Here is a 19,170-nt window from a genome sequence, read left to right on the forward strand (position 1 = left end):
GCCTACTTTAAAAACATTTCCTGAAGGGCCGTCCATAAGCGGCCCTTTTCATTTTTATCTGCGTGCAAATCTGCCGGAGCGGCTGACACCAGGATTTGCCTATCAGATACTTTGGTAGGTTGATAAGAAGCCACAGCGGTTCCCAGTTTCAATTCCAGTTCTTTTTGGTATCCAAAACAAAGGAGCTTGTGATAGTGTGGCTCATAAGCGTTGATGCCTTCCATTAAGTTGGCCTTTTCGAAATCTTCATTGATGGCAGCCAATATTTTCACCAGAAGCTCTTTGTCCTGTGCAGTAAGCGGAGGTGACCATATAGCCAGGTCATGCACGGTAGGTGGGACGATGGCTGCGGGAGGTTCCTCCACCACGGTTGCTGGCGTCTCCACTTTTTCTTCCACCACTGCCGCTGGGGTCTCCACTTTTTCTTCCACCACAGGGGCTGGAGGTGTCTCTTTTACAGACTCAGGGATGATCTCGTCCAGCAGGTAGAGGTCTTCAGTGATGAAAAAGGGCAGATACTCGTCTTCCATTACAGTTTGAAAATTGATTTTAATTCGTTGGCGTCTTCAGGTTTCATCCGCTTACCCAGAACCAGTCTGAGTTGTCTTCTGCGGAGCGCTCCTTCATACAGTTCCTGTTCATCGGCGGTTTCTGGTTCTATCTCTGGTACGTCAATGGGTTTCCCCATCTGATCTACGGCCACAAAAGTGAAAAAAGCTTTGTTGGTTTCTATTTTCCTGCCAGAAGGCACATCCTCAGCCGTCACCTCTATGTATACCTCCATGGAGGAATTGAAGGCTCTGGTGACAAAGGCATTTAAGGTGACTACATTGCCGAGCTGTATCGCTTTTGAAAAAGAAATATTGTCTACTGAGGCCGTTACTACGATGCGATTGCTGTGACGCTGCGCGGCGATTGCTGAGACGATATCCATCCAGTGCATGAGTCTTCCCCCCATGAGGTTATTGAGGGTGTTGGTGTCATTGGGGAGGACCATTTCAGTCATGGTCACAAAGGATTCCCTGCAGTGTTTTTTCTTTTTGCTCATAGGTTATTTTTTCCAGCCGTGTTCGCCCAGCAAAGGTACGAAGCTGAAATTCTTAAATGATTTTTTGGAAATTTTGTTTTCGGTGACCTTGGTGAATTTGTACATTTCCTGGGTTTTTCCGTCCCCAACCGGGATGATCAGCTTTCCACCGATTTTGAGTTGCTGAATAAGGTCCTGGGGTACTGATGGTGCGCCAGCAGTCACGATGATTCCATCGAAGGGAGCCTGTGCAGGAAGCCCACGTGAGCCATCTCCCTGATAGAAGTGGGGCCGATAGCCTAGCCGTGGTAAAAACTTTCGGGTTTGGTTGTAGAGGACCTTATTGTACTCTATGGTATGTACTTCAGCGCCAAGTTCCAGTAGGATACTGGCCTGGTAGCCCGAGCCCGTGCCAATCTCGAGAATCTTATCCCCGGCCTTGATCTCCAGAAGCTCCGTCTGGAAGGCCACTGTGTATGGCTGCGAAATGGTCTGTCCCTGACCTATTGGAAACGCTTTATCCTCGTAGGCATGAGTCACAAAGATTTCGTCAAAGAAAAAGTGCCTGGGCAGCTTCATCATAGCATTCAACACCCGTTCATCTGTGATTCCTTTGGAGGCCACTTCCTTTATCAGAAGTTTCCGCATTCCTTTATGCCTGTAACTATCTTCCAATTAGCTAATATTGTAAACCAGTATGTAAAAATATAATCGGACATCGCATAGAAAATCCCATGTTTACAGGAATCATCGAGTCGCTTGGCAATCTTAAGGAAACTAAAAGAGATGGTACGAATCTTCATCTGAAAATTTCTTCGGACATCAGTCATGAATTGAAAGTAGACCAAAGTGTTAATCATAACGGCATTTGCCTCACTGTAACTGAAGTGCAGGATGGTGCCCACTGGGTAACAGCTATTGATGAGACTTTGAAAAGAACGAACCTTGGGACTTTGAGCCCGGGTGATGAGATTAACCTGGAAAGATGCCTGCAAATGAATGGCCGTTTTGATGGACACATAGTGCAAGGGCATGTGGATACCACTGCTGTGGTGGAGCGGGTAGAGGATAAGGATGGTTCGTGGATCTACAGGTTTGAACTGGGGCCGTCCGAAGAGGTGATGGTGGAGAAGGGGAGCGTTTGCATCAATGGTGTGAGCCTGACATGTTTCGATATATTCGAAAATTTCTTTAGTGTTGGGATAATTCCCTATACTTTTGATCATACCAACTTCCGAAATTTGAGAAAAGGGAGCATCGTTAACATTGAATTTGATATTATTGGGAAGTATATAAAGAAGTTACAAACCAAACCGGCCTAAATAAATGACCTTGAACTGTATGATTGTAGACGATGACGAAATGTCTCGTTTGCTGGTAAGTAGATTTATAGAACAAACTGACTTTCTCAATCTTACGCACGTCCTGGATAACACCATAGAAGCCTCTAACATACTCGTTGGAGAGAAAAACAATGATGTGGATCTTGTTTTTCTTGATGTGGAAATGCCAGAGATGACTGGCCTTGAGTTATCAAAGTCACTCAAGAATACCTATCCGATTATTTTCATTACTTCCAAAAAGGAGTACGCCATTGAGGCCTTTGAGGATAATGTGCTTGATTACCTCGTCAAACCAATAGAATATACCCGGTTTTTGAAATCGGTGATAAAGGCCAGAGAGGAGCGCGAAAAAGAGCTGAAGTTTGCTGAAATGGAGGATCACATTTTTGTGAAGTCTGACTCCAAACTGGTGCGAATCCCTTTTGAGAATTTGTTTTTTGTGGAGGCCCTGGCAGACTATGTGATCTTCAATACACTCAAGGGCAAATTCATTGTGCATCACACTATGAAGGGAATCGAGAAGAGATTGCCTATGAGCATGTTTAGCAGGGTGCACAGGTCTTACATCATCAACAGGAGCAAGATCAGCAATATTGAGGATTTCAATATCTCCATTAGTGATAAGGTGATCCCGATAGGTGCTTCTTACAAGGATGAGTTTCTTTCCAGGGTCAATATGCTTTAGCCCTGAGCCGGAAGGATTTCATAGTGGCATACAGGACATAAGCCCAGAAAACTCCCACCAGCATACCTACCAAAATATCAGCCGGGTAATGAACGCCCAGATATACCCGGCTATAACTTACTATGGCGGCCCATAGCAGAAGTCCCTTACTGAAAAGAGAGCGTTCCTTAAAATAGAAAAAGGCAGCTAGACCAAAGGAGTTGGCCGCATGCCCGGAAGCAAAACCAAACTTCCCACGGCATTCACCTATGATGACGATCAGATCCTCCAGGGCCGGATCTTTGCAGGGTCGCAGGCGTTCGAAATAGGGTTTCATAAATCCTGCAGTGGTTTGGTCGGTGCAAATGATCACAACGATAAGAGTAATCAGAGGCCATAGGAGCTTCTTGCCTTCCTGCTGATACAGCCTGAAAATCAAATACAGGTACAGGGGAATCCACAGGTACTTGTCTGACATCCAGATCATGAATGTATCCAGGTAGGGTGAACCCAGACCATTCAGGGTTAAAAAGATTTTCTCATCCAGTTCCAGCACCCATTCAAGCATGATCCAGCCAGTTGATGTCTTTTTTGAGCCACTTGAGCGTCTCAGCTTCGGGTGAGTTTGCCTGGGGTTGATGGTCATAGTGCCACTGTGCCAGTGGAGGCATGCTCATCAGAATGGATTCTGTGCGACCATCGGTGTCCAGGCCAAACTTGGTGCCCTTATCCCATACCAGGTTAAACTCTACATAGCGCCCACGCCTGACCATTTGCCAGTTTTTGTGTGTCTCTTCGTAGGGTTTTCCCCGATACTTGTGGGCATAATATTCATAGAGAGGGAGAAAGGCATTTCCTACATTTTGCTGAAAAGCCCACAAGGTATTAAATGACTTTTCTTCAGTTTCTGGATGTAGCCGGTCATAGAAAATACCACCTACTCCGCGCGTCTCCTTGCGGTGGCGGATGTAGAAATAATCATCAGCCCATTGTTTAAATCTAGGATAAAATGAAGGGTCTGTTTGATCACATACAGCCTTGAGTTGATGGTGAAAGTATCCTCCGTCTTCTGGGGTGATGTAGTGTGGTGTGAGGTCTATGCCACCACCAAACCAATAGGTTCCTTTTTCATTTTGGTCCAGAGGAGTAGTCTCGAAGTATCGTACATTCATGTGGATGATAGGCATCCATGGGTTGACAGGGTGGAGGACTATGGATACCCCTGTGGCATAAAATTCAGATGGAGACAATGCCAGACCCTTCTGGATTTTTTCGGGCAGAGGTCCATGAACGGCCGAGAAATTGACACCTCCTTTTTCTATGAGGTTACCATTGGTTATCACTCTGGTGCGTCCACCACCGCCTTCAGCACGATCCCATAGGTCCTCTCTGAATTGAGATTTTCCATCGAGCGTGGTGAGTCCTGCACAGATTTGATCCTGAAGGTTTTTAAACCAATTTTCAACTTGTTTCCGTTGTTCCATGTCTAAAAGGGGTAACCTATCCCTATATTAACCGCAGCCCGGTTTTTAAAATCCCACAAATCATTCAACTGATAATCACCTAAAATGAAGCGCTGGCCCATCGGATAAGCCGGATCCACCATCTTGTAAGCGATATCCGTTCTGAGGACCAAAAAGGAGAAGTCGAAACGCAGACCAAACCCCGCACCCACAGCGATCTCCTTAGGGAAAGTTTTGAGCCGGAAGACCCCATCATCATTGGTGCCGTTTCCGTAGCCATCGGTCTCCTTTTCGACAGTTTCACTATTCCACAGCCAGATGTTTCCTGCATCGATAAACAGGGCGTAATCAATGAACCCTACCAGATCCCGTCTAAACTCCACGCTTGCTTCCATGATGATGTCTCCCGGCTGTTCACGGCTATTATTCACCTCTATATCTCCGCCATCATCTGAGGTGCTGTATACGGCATAGGCACCTGGTCCCAGACGTCTGGGCTGCCAGGCCCGAATGCTGTTGCTTCCGCCGGCAAAGAAGTACTTCTCGTAGGGCAGTGCCTTATTGCTTCCGTAGGCATACGCCATTCCCAGATTGAGACGGTAAGCCAGCGATGATTTGGAGCTGAGGCGATTGGTACGGCGGACATCCACACTGGCTTTCACGTAGTGGTAGTACTCCAGCGAGTCAAATGAGTTACTGAGGGGTTTTTTACCCAGAATACTTTGAAGGTTTCCCCCGGTTTCTATATAGCCCTGCCAAAGTCCCGAATTGGTGCGGCCACCGAGACCATAATTGTTTTGATTGAACTGTGTGCTGAATGAGGTGAAACTAACAAATGAAGATTGAAATGAACTCACCAACGACTGATTACCACTGTCTTCCAGGGCCTTCAGCGTATCTGTAAAGCTGTCGGAATTTATGGAATTGATATAACTGAGATCAAAGGGTTTCAGGGTGAACTGGGTGCTTTCCTTGACCTGCCATATGTAGGACATACTTCCATTGAAGGTGGTACGTGTGTACTCATCTTTTCTGTCCTCAAAATTAACCCCAGTAGCAATTTTCGTCCTAGGGTTGTACCGCCCAATGGCGGCCCTCTGAGACTCCCGCATGGGAAAAAGGAACTGAGGGAAGGTAACCGAAAGCTGGCCTCCATACTGAAACCGCGAGTAGTTGGTATTGTCTTCACTAACACTCTTGATACCCTGAATGCTGGCATTTCCATCCAGTTGGATGATTTCCAGGCCTCCAAAAACGTTTCGGCTTTTCGCATTAAAATTAAAAAACGGACCGGGAGGCCCCTGAGCATGCTCCAATACGCTCAATCCCATGTCAGTGGAAGTCTGGTATTTTTTCAATGGGCTGGTGAAAATATTGGCAATAAACTCTCCGCCACTACTATCGTAGTTGATGTTTACAAATTTGAAGATATCCAGGTAGGAGAGCTGTTTTTGGGTTTCCAGGGTGTTTTGTTTGCTGTAAAGGCTGTCCTTTTCCAGGAAAATTCTCCAGCTCAACAGTCGCTCCGGGTACTTGTCGTTGGTGAAGCTATAGGTGATATCATGGTATTCCTCGGTTTGCCTGTTTTGTGAATTGGTCAAAGCTGTTTCGTTGGAGAAAATCACTGAATCCATCCTGAAGGTTCTGTGTTGGGACTTGCCTGGCGGATTGGCTATGTTTTCCCGTATCAATAATCTTCTGTCGTCCAGTTGGGTGGAGTCTACCTCAAACAGAACGTACTGCTTCTTAAAGTCATAATATCCATTGTTGGACATCAGGTCGTATACCCGATCCCTTTCTTTGCCGAAGAGCTCTTGGTCGTACTGTTTACCGACCATTTTTTGTTGATTGATGTTAGCTTCGAACAGGCTCTTGACTTGCTTGTCCTGGATCTTGTACACAATGGAATCAATAGTGTAAGGCTTGCTTTCCAGAATTTTATACGTCACAAACGTGCGTTGATTTCTGTGAGTGACGTTCGTGGAAATCTTAGCATTAAAATACCCTTTGGAAAAGAGATAATTTCTAAGGTTGATGGTAGAATTGATCAGTTGTGTACTGTCAAATACTGCCAATTGCTCACCCCAACGCATGAGCTGATTACCTTCACGCAGTGTTTTCTCGATTTTTTCTGTCTTTTGTATTTTTTTGGAAGTGAGTTTGGTCTTTCGCGAGTCGGACTTTGCTCCAGCTATTTTCTTGTCGTACTTAAGGGTGATTCGCTCTCTTTTGCGAAGCAGTTTTGCAGAGTCGAGGTTGCTTTCACCCCATTTGTAGACGTGCACGAGATGCGCGATAGGGAGGCCCAGGAGTCGTGAGTTGGGTGTTTGGGTCAGCTGAGTCTGGAGAGATTCCTCATTAATGGGCCCCACCGATTTAATGTTCTGTTTGTACAGGATCGTCTCATCCTTTTTTAGGTACTTTGTGCCTATACAGGAAGAAACGGAAACAGTAATAAATAGAAGGAGAATTTTAATTTTCAAACCCAGCTCGCCCAATGGTATCTATTAAACAATCAAAATTCATCAAATCACTGAAGATAAAAAAGTACCGCACAAAGGAAAAGTGTTTTATCATAGAGGGTAGAAAGAATGTATTGGAGGCCATCGAGTCAAATTATACGGTTAGGTATCTTCTGGCCACCAATGATTTCCTTCATAACAACACATTGCCATCCACTATTGTTAAAGATGTAATTATTAAAGTGGATTCCAATACGCTCACGGAGTTGGGTACCTTTCAGACCAACAATGATTGTCTCGCAGTGGTGGAAATGCCCGAGCAGGAATTGGCCGAAGTGCCTTTCAACGATCATCTGGTGGTACTGGATGGAGTGAGTGATCCTGGTAATATGGGCACGATCATTCGTACGATGGATTGGTTCGGGTTGAAGTACCTCATTTGCTCTCAGGATTCAGCGGATGTTTATAACCCTAAAGTAGTGAATGCTACGATGGGGTCGTTTGCCCGTGTCAGGGTAATTTACACTGATATCTCCAGATTTATCTCCGACGCCCCTGTTCCTTCATTTGGGGCAGACCTGGAGGGTATTGCTCCTTCACGGTGGTCAACACAAGAGCCGGTGATGCTGGTCATGGGCAGTGAATCCCATGGACTGAGTCCGGAGGTGAAAGCGGTGATCTCAGGCAAGGTGAGTATCCCGAAAGTAGGGATGGCAGAGTCACTCAATGTGGCCATTGCCACGGGGATCCTCTGCCATCACCTCAGGTTTAATCTTTCCTGAGCTGCTTATAAGCATTGATGAGTCCGGAAGTAGAAGCGTCATGATCATGAATGCTCTCCTCACCGGAAAGTTTAGGAAGAATGGCTTTAGCCAACTGTTTTCCAAGTTCCACGCCCCACTGATCGAAACTGAAGATATTCCAGATGATTCCCTGAACGAATATTTTATGCTCATACATGGCAATCAGCGACCCCAGGGTTCTCGGCGTGAGCTTTTTGTAGAGAATACTGTTAGTCGGACGGTTACCCTCAAATACTTTAAAAGGTGAGAGCAGGTCTATGGTCTCCTGATCAGCCCCACCAGCCTTGAACTCTGATTCTACCGCCTCTCTGGATTTACCCATCAGGAGCGCTTCTGTTTGAGCGAAAAAATTGGCTAACAATTTCTCGTGATGGTCGTCCAGTGGATTTTGACTTTGGGCAGCAGCCAGAAAATCACAGGGGATCAACTTAGTACCCTGGTGAATCAGCTGGTAAAAGGCATGCTGACCATTGGTGCCGGGCTCACCCCAAATGATGGGTCCGGTCTGATAAGTCACCTTTTGCCCGTTTCTCCCCACATATTTTCCATTACTCTCCATGTCACCTTGCTGCAAGTACGGAGCAAAAGCGTGCATGTATTGGTCATAGGGCAAAATGGCCTGTGTCTCGGCCCCAAAGAAGTTGTTATACCATATGCCCAGAAGCGCCAGGATAGTAGGCAAGTTGTCCTCATGAGGCGTATTAAGGAAGTGCTGGTCCATAGCTTCAGCACCCTCCAAAAGCTCCCAAAACCGGTCAAAACCAATGGCGCAGGCTATCGGCATCCCGATGGCCGACCATAGCGAATACCGGCCACCTACCCAGTCCCAGAACTCAAACATGTTTGCCTCGTCTATACCAAACTGGGTAACAGACTCCTTGTTGGTAGAGATGGCAATGAAGTGATCTTTTACATATTTCTCATCCTTAGCCGCATCCAGAAACCATTTTTTAGCTGAGAGGGCATTGGTCATGGTCTCTTGCGTGGTGAAGGTCTTTGAGGCGATAATGAACAGTGTAGTCTCAGGGTCTACAGCTTTCAGCACATTCACTATGTGCGTGCTGTCCACATTGGACACAAAGTGAGATTGAATACCTGCTTTCTGGTAAGGTTTCAGACATTCTGTGACCATAAATGGGCCCAGATCTGACCCACCAATTCCGATATTGACAATGTGTTCAATCCTTTTGCCGGTATACCCCTTGAGGTCACCCTGGTGGAGTCGCTCGGTGAAGGATTTCATGCGATCCAGCACGCTCATTACTGCAGGAGTAATGTTCTCACCATTGACATAGTAGGGTTTTTTACCGCAGTTTCTCAGCGCCACATGGAGAACCGCTCTGTTTTCAGTAAGGTTGATCGGCTCACCACCGAACATTTGTTTTTTGGCTTCCTGAAGCCCCATTTCTTCAGCTAGCTCACAAAGTAACGTGAAGGTTTTGCTGTTAATTCTGTTTTTGGAAAAGTCGAGAAGGATATCCTCGAAGGTTTTTGAGAAGGTTTCAAAACGATGCGGGTCTTGCTCGAAGAGCGTCCGCATGTGGGTTTCTTTTATAGTATCAAAGTGTTTGGTAAGTGCTTTCCAGGAGTTGGATTCTTCAGGATTTATGGTTGATAGCATTTGTTCGTTTTTCTTGTAAACTTCACAAGAAAGGAGAGCATTTACAATAAATTCAACCGCATAATCTTCCCAAGAGTGCGATTTAATTAATTGTCACTAAAAAGCCTGCTGAAAATTAGAAGAAAATGCCAAATCCCATTCCTTCTCTTTCGAAAAGCACATACATGTACACGATAAAACCAAGCAGATACAGCACACCCTCTGAGCGATCCAGCTTATACTTAGCGAATGTGAACATGAAGATGAAAAGCATCAGTGTACCGATCATACAGAAGTATAAATCCATGTTAAGTGAAGGAGGGTAACCAAGAGGTGAGTGAATAAGGCCCGTGGCACCGATCACCAGCAGCAGGTTGAAAATGTTGGAACCAACAATGTTCCCGACCGCCAGATCGGATTTCTTTTGAAAAGCTGCAACCGCTGAGGTCGCTAACTCTGGCAGAGACGTACCAGCTGCCAGTATGGTCAATCCGATGAGTTTTTCACTTACGTTGAAAGTTTTCGCAATTTCAACTGCATTGTCCACGATCATCTTTCCTCCGAAGATCAATCCTGCAATCCCCAAAGAGATCATCATGGTGGTTTTTACGCTTCCGAAAATGACGATATCCTCTACCAACTCACCCTCATCAGGATTTCTGGTCAGGTTCATGAAGATATACACCAGAAACAGAATAAACATGACCAGGAGGATGCTGGCGTCAAGTACGTTCAGTGTGTTTTTTTCAGCGCCAAAAAAGAGCACATCATTGACCAGAATGAAAAATATAAAAGTAGCCAGAAGGGAGTAGGGAATTTCCTTCCAAAGGGCATTTCGTTGTACCGTAAGAGGGTATATGATACTGGATATCCCTAATATCAAAAAGACATTGAAGATATTGGATCCAATGATATTGCCAAAGACTATGTCATTCGTGCCTTCATCCGTTGTTACTGTTCCGGATATGATATTGACTACCAACTCTGGGGCTGAGGTGCCCATGGCAACCACGGTTAGGCCGATGGCAATATCTGAAACATTGAATCTCTTAGCCAGGGACGAAGCTCCATTCACCAAAAAATCTGCTCCTTTGATTAGGAGAACAAATCCCACTGCTACTAATAGAATATTGATAAATACAGTCAAGGCGGTTTTTAGGTTAGTTTAAGACGAATATAAATATTTATAGAATCCGTTTCAAAATTCCTTGCAAGATAACTAGATCAAAAGATTAAAGCAACAACCTCTAAAAAGTTATAAACCAAGGTCTTTTACTACAATTTGGGTCTTTTTATCCAAAAGACCAATAGTTTCGTAATACTTATCAGGAGCTGAAATTTGCTCGTTTACTGAGAAGTAAAATTTGATTTTTGGTTCTGTACCTGATGGGCGAACGGATATTTTGCTACCGTCTGCCGTAATGAACTGCAAGACATTGGAAGCCGGGAACTTGATTTTTTCCTCTTTTCCGGTGGTCAGGTCTTTTGAGGTTCCTGCTTTGTAGTCGATCATAGTCATCACTTTCGATTGAGCGAGCATGGATGGTGGATTCTGGCGGAATTTGACCATCATCTCGTTGATTTCTTCAGCTCCGGTTTTTCCTTTTTTGGTGATGGATTTCAACGACTCCTGATAAAGTCCGAACTCGTTATGGATGTTCTTAAGGAGTTCGTACAATGAAGTGCCTTCAGATTTGGCCCATGCTGCCATTTCCGCAATCATGGCACAGGAGGCTATGGCATCTTTGTCTCTCACGGCATCTCCGATCAGGTAACCGTAACTTTCCTCTCCGCCACCAATGAATTCCTCTTTTCCTTCCAGTTCTCTGATCACCTCGGCGATGTATTTAAAGCCAGTAAGGGTGTTATAGAGCTTTACATTGTACTTTTCCGCGATTTTTTCTATAAGGTCTGTAGTCACAATGGTCTTCACGACATACTGTTTGCCATTCAGTTTGCCATTTTCTTTCCACTTTCTCAGTAAGTAATAAAGCAGCAAAGACCCGGTCTGATTTCCGTTGAGTAGCTGAAATTCGTTCTTGTCATTCTTCACTGCTATTCCCACCCGGTCGGCATCAGGGTCTGTAGCCATGACCAGGTCAGCATCTATTTCCTCGGCCTTTTTGAGTGCCAGACTCAGGGCCTCAGCTTCCTCAGGATTAGGGTAGATCACCGTAGGAAAGTTGCCATCAGCCATGGCTTGTTCCTTCACCTCCGTTACATTTTCAAAACCCATCCTTTTCAAAATAGGGGGAACCATGGTGGTGCCTGTGCCATGGATCGCGCTAAACACAATCTTCAGGTCCTTCTCCTGGGCAATGGCTTCAGGTGAAAGTGAAAGAGACTGAATCATGTCCAGGTAGGGCTCATCCACTTCATTGCCGATCGACTGTATGAGTGAGGCGTTGGCATCAAAATTCACATCATCAATAGAGGAAATTTTACCTACTTCAGTGATCACATTCACATCATGCGGGGGTACCATCTGGGCACCGTCGTCCCAGTAGGCTTTGTATCCATTGTATTCTTTAGGGTTGTGAGAGGCGGTGAGTACCACCCCACTTTTACAGCCCAGATGTCTGATGGCAAAGGAGAGTTCCGGAGTTGGGCGAAGCGCTTCAAAGAGATAAACTTTGATCCCATTGGCCGAGAAAACAGCTGCCGTGGTTTCGGCAAAAAAGCGACTGTTATTTCGGCTATCATGGGCGATAGCCACACTGATTTCTTCTCCGGCAAAAGTTTGATTGAGGTAATTGGCAAGTCCCTGGGTGGCCATTCCCACCGTGTATTTGTTCATTCTGTTGGATCCGGTGCCCATCAGGCCTCTAAGCCCTCCGGTGCCAAATTCAAGGTCTTTATAAAAACACTCAGTCAATTCAGTTTGGTCAGCATCTGCCAACATCTTCTCAATGATGGTTTTGGTGTCCTGATCTACTTTTTGGCTTGCAAGCCACTTTTGAGCCTTTGCTGTTACTTCCATGTTTAAATTATCAATTTGATAATATTGGTATTTGAAAAGTTTTTAGAAATATAATAATTACAATAAAGTATTGTATTAATTAAAAATGTATTAAAATTTGCACTTTAATCAATCTCAATATTTTCTGTAAAATAATAGAGGGTATGAATATAAAAAATCTTAATCAAGCATTTGTTGAAATTGCTGAAAAGAAGAATCAACTTTTTCAATTTGCAAAGGAAGGGAGCACCTATCAGGAGCTTCAGGATGAGGTAAGGAGACTGGAGGAAGATTTTCAAATGACCTTTGGTGCCTACATTGAAGAGGCGCTCTTCAATGTGCATGATGAGTACTGTCCGGATAATGAGGTTTTGAAACCGATATCTTATCTGGCTTCGCACTATGAACCAAAAAATGGGAATGAAGTGTATGATGTTGATCCCGAAGAAGGCATAGAGGTAGAAGCCGATGATTTCCCGGGGATCAAAGCCAAGCTAGTATTGGTACCTGGCCCTACGCGATTGGTGCTTCAGGGTCTGAATGCGGATTTCAAAGAGACTGTCTGGGTGGCCAGACAACCTTTAGAAGCCTAATTTTACTTTCACACGACTCAGGACAGATTGTGCGATTTCCGCGGCACGTTTCTCTCCTGATTGTAAACGTTCTTCCAGCTCGGGGAGGTTGTTGAGGTAGTAATCAAAACGCTCCCTGGGCTCTTTAAATTTGTCTACGATCAGTTCAAAAAGTGCCTGTTTGGCATGTCCATAACCATAGTTTCCCCCTTCATAGTTGGCACGCATCTCCTTAATTTGTGATTCATCAGCAATGGTTTTGTAGATCGCAAAGACATTGCAGGTATCAGGATTTTTAGGCTCTTCCATTGGAGTGCTGTCGGTGATGATGGACATCACACTCTTTCTGAGCTTCTTGTCAGGCAAGAAGATGTCAAGGATATTACCGTACGATTTACTCATTTTTTGACCGTCGGTGCCAGGGATGGTCATGAGGTTATCGTCTATTCTTGCCTCAGGAAGTACGAAAGTGTCACCATAGGAGTGATTGAACGATGAGGCCATGTCACGGGCCATCTCCAGGTGTTGCTTTTGGTCTTTGCCCACAGGTACGATGTTGGCGTCATACAGGAGTATATCAGCGGCCATCAGCACAGGGTAGGTGAAAAGCCCGGCATTGACATCAGCCAGTCGGTCCGATTTGTCCTTGAAGGAGTGGGCGTTGGCCAACATCGGGAAAGGTGTAAAGCAGTTGAGATACCAGGCCAGCTCGCATACTGCCGGCACTCTCGACTGTCTGTAAAAGAGGTTCTTTTCCGTATCAAACCCGCATGCGATCCAGGCTGCTGCCACGGCATTCACATTTTCACGCCGGGTTTCGGCATCCTTAATGGTAGTCAGGGAGTGGAGGTCAGCGATAAAGAAAAAGGACTCGTTTTTATTGTCCTTGGATAACTCAATAGCTGGTATTATTGCACCCAATAGGTTTCCCAAATGTGGTTTCCCTGAACTCTGAATTCCTGTTAATATTCTGGCCATTTCGGATTTTTTGTGCAAACCTAAATAATTTGAATCTTTGTGTGGTTTTAAAACAAGGAAATAGCAAAACAGGTAATTAGATGATGAATAGAAAATTGAGGGTAGGAGTGATGTTGGTCTTGTGTGCGTATTTCACAATAACCGCTTTAGCAGGACAAAACATTCGGTTTTTGAAAGAAAAACACGATTTTGGTGAAATCCACGAAGAGGGCGGGGCTGTGAAGTATGCGTTTCTCTTTGTGAATACCGGTGCTGATCCTTTGGAGATTAAGAATGTGGAAGCATCGTGCGGCTGTACTACACCGGACTGGACAGACTCTGCTCTGATGCCAGGAGATACCGGCTTTGTGGTGGCGGAGTATGACCCTTTGAACCGACCGGGTAAATTTGAGAAGTCGCTGAATGTAAGCTACTCAGCGGGGCGGTCGGGTTCAGCATCGGCTACTTTATATATAGAAGGGATGGTTTCGCCCAGAGCATCAACTATGGAAGATGAATTGCCGCTTTTGCTGGGGCAGATCAGGCTGAAATATAAAGCCCTGAATATAGGACGGGTGACTACTGAAAAAGTGGTAACAGAATCTTTCAAAGTATACAATGAAGGAGACAGTGCTGTGCGCTGGCTTGAGGACAAAAGCTCATTGCCCGGGCATGTGCAGGTGGTGTTTGACCCGGTGGTGCTGGAGCCAAAGACTCTGGGCGAGATCAGGCTCACTTTTGATCCTGTAAAAAAAGCTGATCTGGGTTTCGTGTCAGATAATATTCGGTTGTATACTGATGAAGCTGAAGATGAGGTCAAAGAACTTCACGTGATAGCCACCATCTCAGAATACTTTCCGCCCAGGACCGAGGAAGAAATGAAAAAAGCTCCAAAGCTCTCCTTTGATAAGACGCAGCATGATTTTGGGAGTGTGAATAAAGGTGTGACGGCAATCACCGATTTTAAGATAACCAACAATGGGATGGAAGATCTTGAGATCAGGAGTGTGAAGCCCAATTGTGGATGTACTGTTGCCCGGTTGAAAAAACAGACCATCGCTCCCGGCGAGACGGTGAGCTTCGAGGTGAGGTTTGATACCTCTGGTCGTCAGGGCCGACAGTATAAAACGGTCACCGTGTTTTCCAATGACCCGTCGGCGCCTTCTCAGATGATCAGTATCAAAGCTGATGTGAATTAGAAGTCTATTGGGAAGAGAGCCTTTCTCTTCCCAATAGACTTTGCTTGATTTCTATTCGCTAATGTTTTTAGGAGTGTTCTCAGGAACTCTTCTTAGGATAACTACATTGTTGGTTTTATCTACATCGGCCATTCTGCCCGAAGGGTCAATTTCTATTTTTTCAATGTCTGAATAGGGGATGTCCAGACTAAAAGAATAGGTTGGATGTGTCCAAGCCCAATCTTCACCTACCAATCTTTCGTTAGCAGTTTCTTTAGGCTTTTCGCCACGCATGATTCCCAGAGGGATGTAGTACTCCAGTTCAGTTCCATCTTTTTTGGTGATGGTGAGGTCAATGGGCATAGGCATTTTATCCAACCTTTCCAGATCTACTTTTACCCCGTTCTTTACTTCGGACACAGAGGAGATGGCATAATCGATGGTTTCGGTGGTGCCTATCCAGTAATCGTAATACCAATGCAGGGAAAGACCACTTTGTTTTTCCATTACCCGAATAAAATCATTCATATCAGGATGTTTGAAGGCCCATTCGTGGTGATATCGGAGCAGACCGGCATCCCTATTGGCATCACCTATAATGTACCCCAATTGCTCAAGTGAAATGGCCCCCTTGGTGTAGGTTCCTATAGAATAAGCACTATTTCTGCTGTAGTGATCTGAGTGGGTGGACATGGGCTCCTCATAACCAAACTCAACCCATCTGAAATACTTCTTGTACGAATAGTCTAATGGTTGCTTGCTGCCTTTATTTAAGACAAAGTTTTCTGTGTATTCATCCGCAAACGTGGTAAATCCTTCATCCATCCATGGGAGGTAACTTTCGTTGGTAGCCAGCATGCCCTGATACCAGCTATGAGCAACTTCATGCATCATCACCCCTATGAGGGAGTTGAGTGAGCGAAGCTTTGAGTTTTTTCTATTGGCGATGAGCGTGGCCATGGGGTATTCCATGCCTCCATCTCCGCCCTGGATCACCGCATATTCGCTCCAGCCATATTTTCCAAATCGCTTTTGCATGTATTCGAAGGTCTTAATGGTATAGGCTGGAAGCTCTTCCCAATACTTGGTGTCCTCGCTCGGGATGTAAAAGAAACGAAGCAGAGGCCCGTCGGGCACCTGAGCAGTTGTCTGAATGTAATCCTTGTCTGCCGCCCATACAAAATCATGCACATTTTCAGCTTTGAAGCGCCAGGTGATTTTCTGACCTTTTCTATTCACTTTCACCCCGGTATCTTCATATCCGTAGCCTATTTCATTAGGGTTTTGGAGGATGCCTGTAGCAGCGATCACATAATCTTTGTCCATGGTGATATTGACCTCATAATCTCCCCAAGGGGCATAGAACTCACGGCCTACATAAGGATGGGTGTGCCAACCCATCTTGTCATACTCGGCCATTTTGGGAAACCACTGTGACATGGAATAATCCACGCCATCAAAACTATCTCTACCTGCTCTTCTGATTTGCAAGGGAACCTGTCCTTCAAACTTCATGTTGAAAACTTCAGAAGCACCTGGTAGGATGGGTTTACTCAAATTCACTTCGAGTACTGTTTCAGATACATGGTAAGCGAGTTCAGTACCAGATTGATCCAGAGAGATCACTTTGAGGTATCCTATTTCATCATCGCTCAGTTGAGCAATGCGGGAACCTACTCTAGGATCCGGGTCTGAGATGGTTCTACTCCTCACGTCCATCATGCTATTCGGCTGAAAGGCATTGAAGTACAGGTGGTAGTAAACGTTGAAAAGGGTATCTGGGGAGTTATTGTAATATTTTAAGGTTTGCTCCCCCGTGTACTGATGCGACTTTGAGTTGAAATCGATAGAAATTTCGTAATTGACTCGCTGCTGCCAATAGCCCTGAGCGCTTGAAATTTTGCAAAAAAGGAAAATAAAAGATAGGAATGTTGTGATCTTCACAAAATTATATTTCATGTGGAAAACTTTTCTACGAATAATGTAATCGTCTGGAGTTTTTTATATTATTTTAATAAGCAACTAAAAAAATAATGGATAAGGTTTTCGAATTGGTAATGCTAATTGTTCTGGCCCTGGGCTCAGCGATCCTCTTCTCTTTTGTGATGATATGGAAGTTTATACAAGCAATCTTCCAGGTAGTCGTTGAGAGTTTCAGATCGCAGAGGTTTTAGACATCTACTTTAGCATATTTTGCGTTTTTCTCGATGAAGTCTCTTCTAGGGGCTACCTCATCACCCATGAGCATTGAGAACAAGTGATCTGCCTCAGCTGCAGAATCAATCGTTACGAGCTTTAGGCTTCGTGATTCAGGATCCATTGTCGTTGTCCATAGTTGCTCAGGATTCATCTCTCCCAGACCTTTATATCTCTGTACGTTCACAGAGTCTTCTTTACCTTCAGGGGCCAGTTCTCTGATAATGGATAATCTATCATCTTCCGTCCAGGCATATCGCTCTTGCTTACCTTTTTTGATCAGATAAAGAGGTGGTAATGCAATGTAGAGGTATCCGTTTTCTATCAGCGAACGCATGTATCTGAAAAAGAAAGTAAGGATCAGGGTTCTGATATGGCTACCGTCGATATCAGCATCCGTCATGATGATGATTTTGTGGTAGCGCAATTTCTCCATGTTGAGCGCTCGCGCGTCATCCTCCATACCAAATCTGACACCTAAAGCGGTGATGATGTTCTTGATTTCGTCGTTATCGTAGATTTTGTGCTCCTGCGCTTTCTCTACATTGAGGATTTTTCCTCTAAGCGGAAGAATGGCCTGAAACTTTCGGTTTCTCCCTTGCTTGGCAGATCCACCGGCAGAGTCACCCTCCACCAGGTAGATTTCACATACTGCAGGGTCTTTATCGGAGCAGTCAGCGAGTTTTCCGGGCAGGCCTGTGCCAGACAGCACATTTTTACGCTGTACCATTTCACGGGCTTTTCTGGCGGCCTGCCGGGCTTGTGCAGCCAGTATCACCTTGGAGATGATTTGCTTTGCTTCTTTGGGATGTTCTTCTAAGTACTCCTGCAATGCTTCACTCAGGCTGGTGTCCACAGCACCCATGGCGTCCGAGTTTCCGAGCTTGGTTTTAGTTTGTCCTTCAAACTGTGGCTCAGCCACTTTGATGGAAATAACGGCGGTAAGGCCTTCACGGAAATCATCCCCCGTGATTTCTACTTTGGCTTTTTCCAAAAGGCCTGACTTATCAGCGTAAGACTTAAGGGTTCTGGTAAGTGCCCGACGAAAGCCAGCTACGTGTGTACCACCTTCGATGGTATTAATATTATTGACATAGCTGACTACATTTTCTGTATAGGAAGTGTTGTAGTTCAGTGCTACTTCTACCGGGATTTCACCTTTTTCATTGTTGAGGTGGATAGGCTCAGGGATGAGTCGCTCTCTTGTGCTGTCCAGGTACAGAACGAATTCTTTTAGTCCTCCTGTAGAGAAGAACTCGTCGGTGAGGTCTGCTCCATTCTCGTCCTGGTCCCTATGGTCTACCAGGTTGAGTTTGATCCCTGAGTTTAGGAATGAGAGCTCACGCAAACGGGAAGCTACCGTGTCGTATTTGTATTCACTATGTGTAAAGATGCTACTGTCCGGCATGAAGGTGATAATGGTCCCATTGATATCCGTTTTGCCCACTTCTTTCACCGGGTACATTGGAATCCCTTTTTCGTACTCCTGCTGATAGATGATACCGTTTCTGTGAACGGTGGCTTTCAGGTGAGTGGAGAGTGCATTCACACAGGAAACCCCCACACCGTGCAGACCGCCTGAAACCTTATAAGTGTCTTTGTCAAATTTACCTCCTGCGTGTAGGACGGTCATTACTACCTCCAGGGCAGATCTTTGTTCTTTTTCGTGTATATCTGTAGGAATACCTCGTCCGTTATCGGATACGGTTATGGAATTGTCTTTATTAATTTCTACATGGATGTCATCACAATATCCTGCCAGGGCTTCGTCAATAGAGTTATCAACTACCTCCCATACCAAATGATGCAAGCCTCTGATGCCCACATCTCCAATGTACATAGCTGGCCTTTTCCTTACGGCTTCTAATCCCTCAAGTACCTGAATATTATTAGCTGAATAATCTCCTTTGGCCAATGACTTTCTTTGTTCCATATTTCAATTTTTC

At 45.1% G+C, this 19,170-nt stretch carries 17 protein-coding genes; 5 read left to right on the forward strand and 12 right to left on the reverse strand.

Annotation, left to right across the window (positions count from 1 at the left end; translation table 11 throughout):
- Positions 1-2: 2 nt before the first annotated feature.
- From GV030_RS00270 to GV030_RS00280, 3 genes are read right to left on the reverse strand one after another with little or no spacing between them, the layout of a single operon-like run.
- Positions 3-530: a hypothetical protein gene (locus tag GV030_RS00270; protein WP_159578631.1), complete on the reverse strand. Its 528-nt coding sequence runs from the start codon at positions 528-530 to the stop codon at positions 3-5.
- Positions 530-1,048, reverse strand: coding sequence for an acyl-CoA thioesterase (locus GV030_RS00275; protein ID WP_159578633.1), 519 nt, complete (start codon positions 1,046-1,048; stop codon positions 530-532). The genes GV030_RS00270 and GV030_RS00275 overlap by 1 nt, the downstream gene beginning before the upstream one ends.
- Before the next feature lie 3 nt (positions 1,049-1,051).
- On the reverse strand, positions 1,052-1,675 hold the full coding sequence (locus GV030_RS00280; RefSeq protein WP_159578635.1) for a protein-L-isoaspartate(D-aspartate) O-methyltransferase: 624 nt from the start codon (positions 1,673-1,675) through the stop codon (positions 1,052-1,054).
- An 86-nt stretch (positions 1,676-1,761) separates the two neighbouring features.
- Between GV030_RS00280 and GV030_RS00285 the strand changes: the two genes are divergently transcribed.
- Both GV030_RS00285 and GV030_RS00290 read left to right on the forward strand, forming a co-directional pair.
- Complete coding sequence (locus GV030_RS00285) at positions 1,762-2,349, forward strand: riboflavin synthase (RefSeq protein ID WP_159578637.1); 588 nt, start codon at positions 1,762-1,764, stop codon at positions 2,347-2,349.
- 4 nt (positions 2,350-2,353) lie between these two features.
- Complete coding sequence (locus GV030_RS00290; protein ID WP_159578639.1) at positions 2,354-3,055, forward strand: LytTR family DNA-binding domain-containing protein; 702 nt, start codon at positions 2,354-2,356, stop codon at positions 3,053-3,055.
- Here GV030_RS00290 and GV030_RS00295 read toward each other — a convergent pair.
- Genes GV030_RS00295 through GV030_RS00305 form a run of 3 tightly spaced genes read right to left on the reverse strand, consistent with a single transcriptional unit; the run spans position 3,042 to position 6,980 of the window.
- Positions 3,042-3,602, reverse strand: a complete 561-nt coding sequence (locus GV030_RS00295) for a phosphatase PAP2 family protein (RefSeq protein ID WP_159578641.1) — start codon at positions 3,600-3,602, stop codon at positions 3,042-3,044. The two genes, GV030_RS00290 and GV030_RS00295, sit on opposite strands and share 14 nt — an antisense overlap.
- Positions 3,595-4,518, reverse strand: a complete 924-nt coding sequence (gene hemF / locus GV030_RS00300; RefSeq protein WP_159578643.1) for an oxygen-dependent coproporphyrinogen oxidase — start codon at positions 4,516-4,518, stop codon at positions 3,595-3,597. The genes GV030_RS00295 and hemF overlap by 8 nt, the downstream gene beginning before the upstream one ends.
- A 2-nt stretch (positions 4,519-4,520) precedes the next feature.
- On the reverse strand, positions 4,521-6,980 hold the full coding sequence (locus GV030_RS00305) for a BamA/TamA family outer membrane protein (RefSeq protein WP_159578645.1): 2,460 nt from the start codon (positions 6,978-6,980) through the stop codon (positions 4,521-4,523).
- Positions 6,981-6,994: 14 nt separating this feature from the next.
- Here GV030_RS00305 and GV030_RS00310 point away from each other — a divergent pair, with 14 nt between their 5' ends.
- Complete coding sequence (locus GV030_RS00310; protein WP_159578647.1) at positions 6,995-7,741, forward strand: RNA methyltransferase; 747 nt, start codon at positions 6,995-6,997, stop codon at positions 7,739-7,741.
- Here GV030_RS00310 and pgi read toward each other — a convergent pair.
- From pgi to GV030_RS00325, 3 genes are all read right to left on the reverse strand, one after another.
- The gene (gene pgi / locus GV030_RS00315) at positions 7,728-9,383 is read right to left on the reverse strand and encodes a glucose-6-phosphate isomerase (RefSeq protein WP_159578649.1); all 1,656 of its coding nucleotides are present in this window, start codon (positions 9,381-9,383) and stop codon (positions 7,728-7,730) included. The genes GV030_RS00310 and pgi overlap by 14 nt on opposite strands.
- A 115-nt stretch (positions 9,384-9,498) precedes the next feature.
- Entirely contained in the window at positions 9,499-10,509 is a 1,011-nt protein-coding gene (locus tag GV030_RS00320) for a calcium/sodium antiporter (protein ID WP_159578651.1), read from the reverse strand.
- 108 nt (positions 10,510-10,617) lie between these two features.
- Positions 10,618-12,342, reverse strand: coding sequence for a phospho-sugar mutase (locus GV030_RS00325; protein ID WP_159578653.1), 1,725 nt, complete (start codon positions 12,340-12,342; stop codon positions 10,618-10,620).
- A gap of 143 nt (positions 12,343-12,485) precedes the next feature.
- Here GV030_RS00325 and GV030_RS00330 point away from each other — a divergent pair, with 143 nt between their 5' ends.
- Positions 12,486-12,914: a hypothetical protein gene (locus GV030_RS00330; RefSeq protein WP_159578655.1), complete on the forward strand. Its 429-nt coding sequence runs from the start codon at positions 12,486-12,488 to the stop codon at positions 12,912-12,914.
- On the opposite strand, the gene trpS is transcribed toward GV030_RS00330, so the two are convergent.
- The gene (gene trpS, locus GV030_RS00335; protein WP_159578657.1) at positions 12,903-13,871 is read right to left on the reverse strand and encodes a tryptophan--tRNA ligase; all 969 of its coding nucleotides are present in this window, start codon (positions 13,869-13,871) and stop codon (positions 12,903-12,905) included. The two genes, GV030_RS00330 and trpS, sit on opposite strands and share 12 nt — an antisense overlap.
- An 80-nt stretch (positions 13,872-13,951) precedes the next feature.
- On the opposite strand from trpS, the gene GV030_RS00340 reads away from it, so the two are divergent.
- The gene (locus GV030_RS00340) at positions 13,952-15,049 is read left to right on the forward strand and encodes a DUF1573 domain-containing protein (RefSeq protein WP_159578659.1); all 1,098 of its coding nucleotides are present in this window, start codon (positions 13,952-13,954) and stop codon (positions 15,047-15,049) included.
- Positions 15,050-15,100: 51 nt separating this feature from the next.
- On the opposite strand, the gene GV030_RS00345 is transcribed toward GV030_RS00340, so the two are convergent.
- Both GV030_RS00345 and gyrB read right to left on the reverse strand, forming a co-directional pair.
- Positions 15,101-16,987 carry a M1 family metallopeptidase gene (locus GV030_RS00345; RefSeq protein ID WP_159578661.1) on the reverse strand — a complete coding sequence of 629 codons (1,887 nt, stop codon included), beginning with the start codon at positions 16,985-16,987 and terminating at the stop codon, positions 15,101-15,103.
- 211 nt (positions 16,988-17,198) lie between these two features.
- The gene (gene gyrB, locus GV030_RS00350; protein WP_159578663.1) at positions 17,199-19,157 is read right to left on the reverse strand and encodes a DNA topoisomerase (ATP-hydrolyzing) subunit B; all 1,959 of its coding nucleotides are present in this window, start codon (positions 19,155-19,157) and stop codon (positions 17,199-17,201) included.
- Positions 19,158-19,170 lie beyond the last annotated feature (13 nt).

The organism is Marinoscillum sp. 108 (assembly GCF_902506655.1).
GTDB lineage: Bacteria > Bacteroidota > Bacteroidia > Cytophagales > Cyclobacteriaceae > Marinoscillum > Marinoscillum luteum.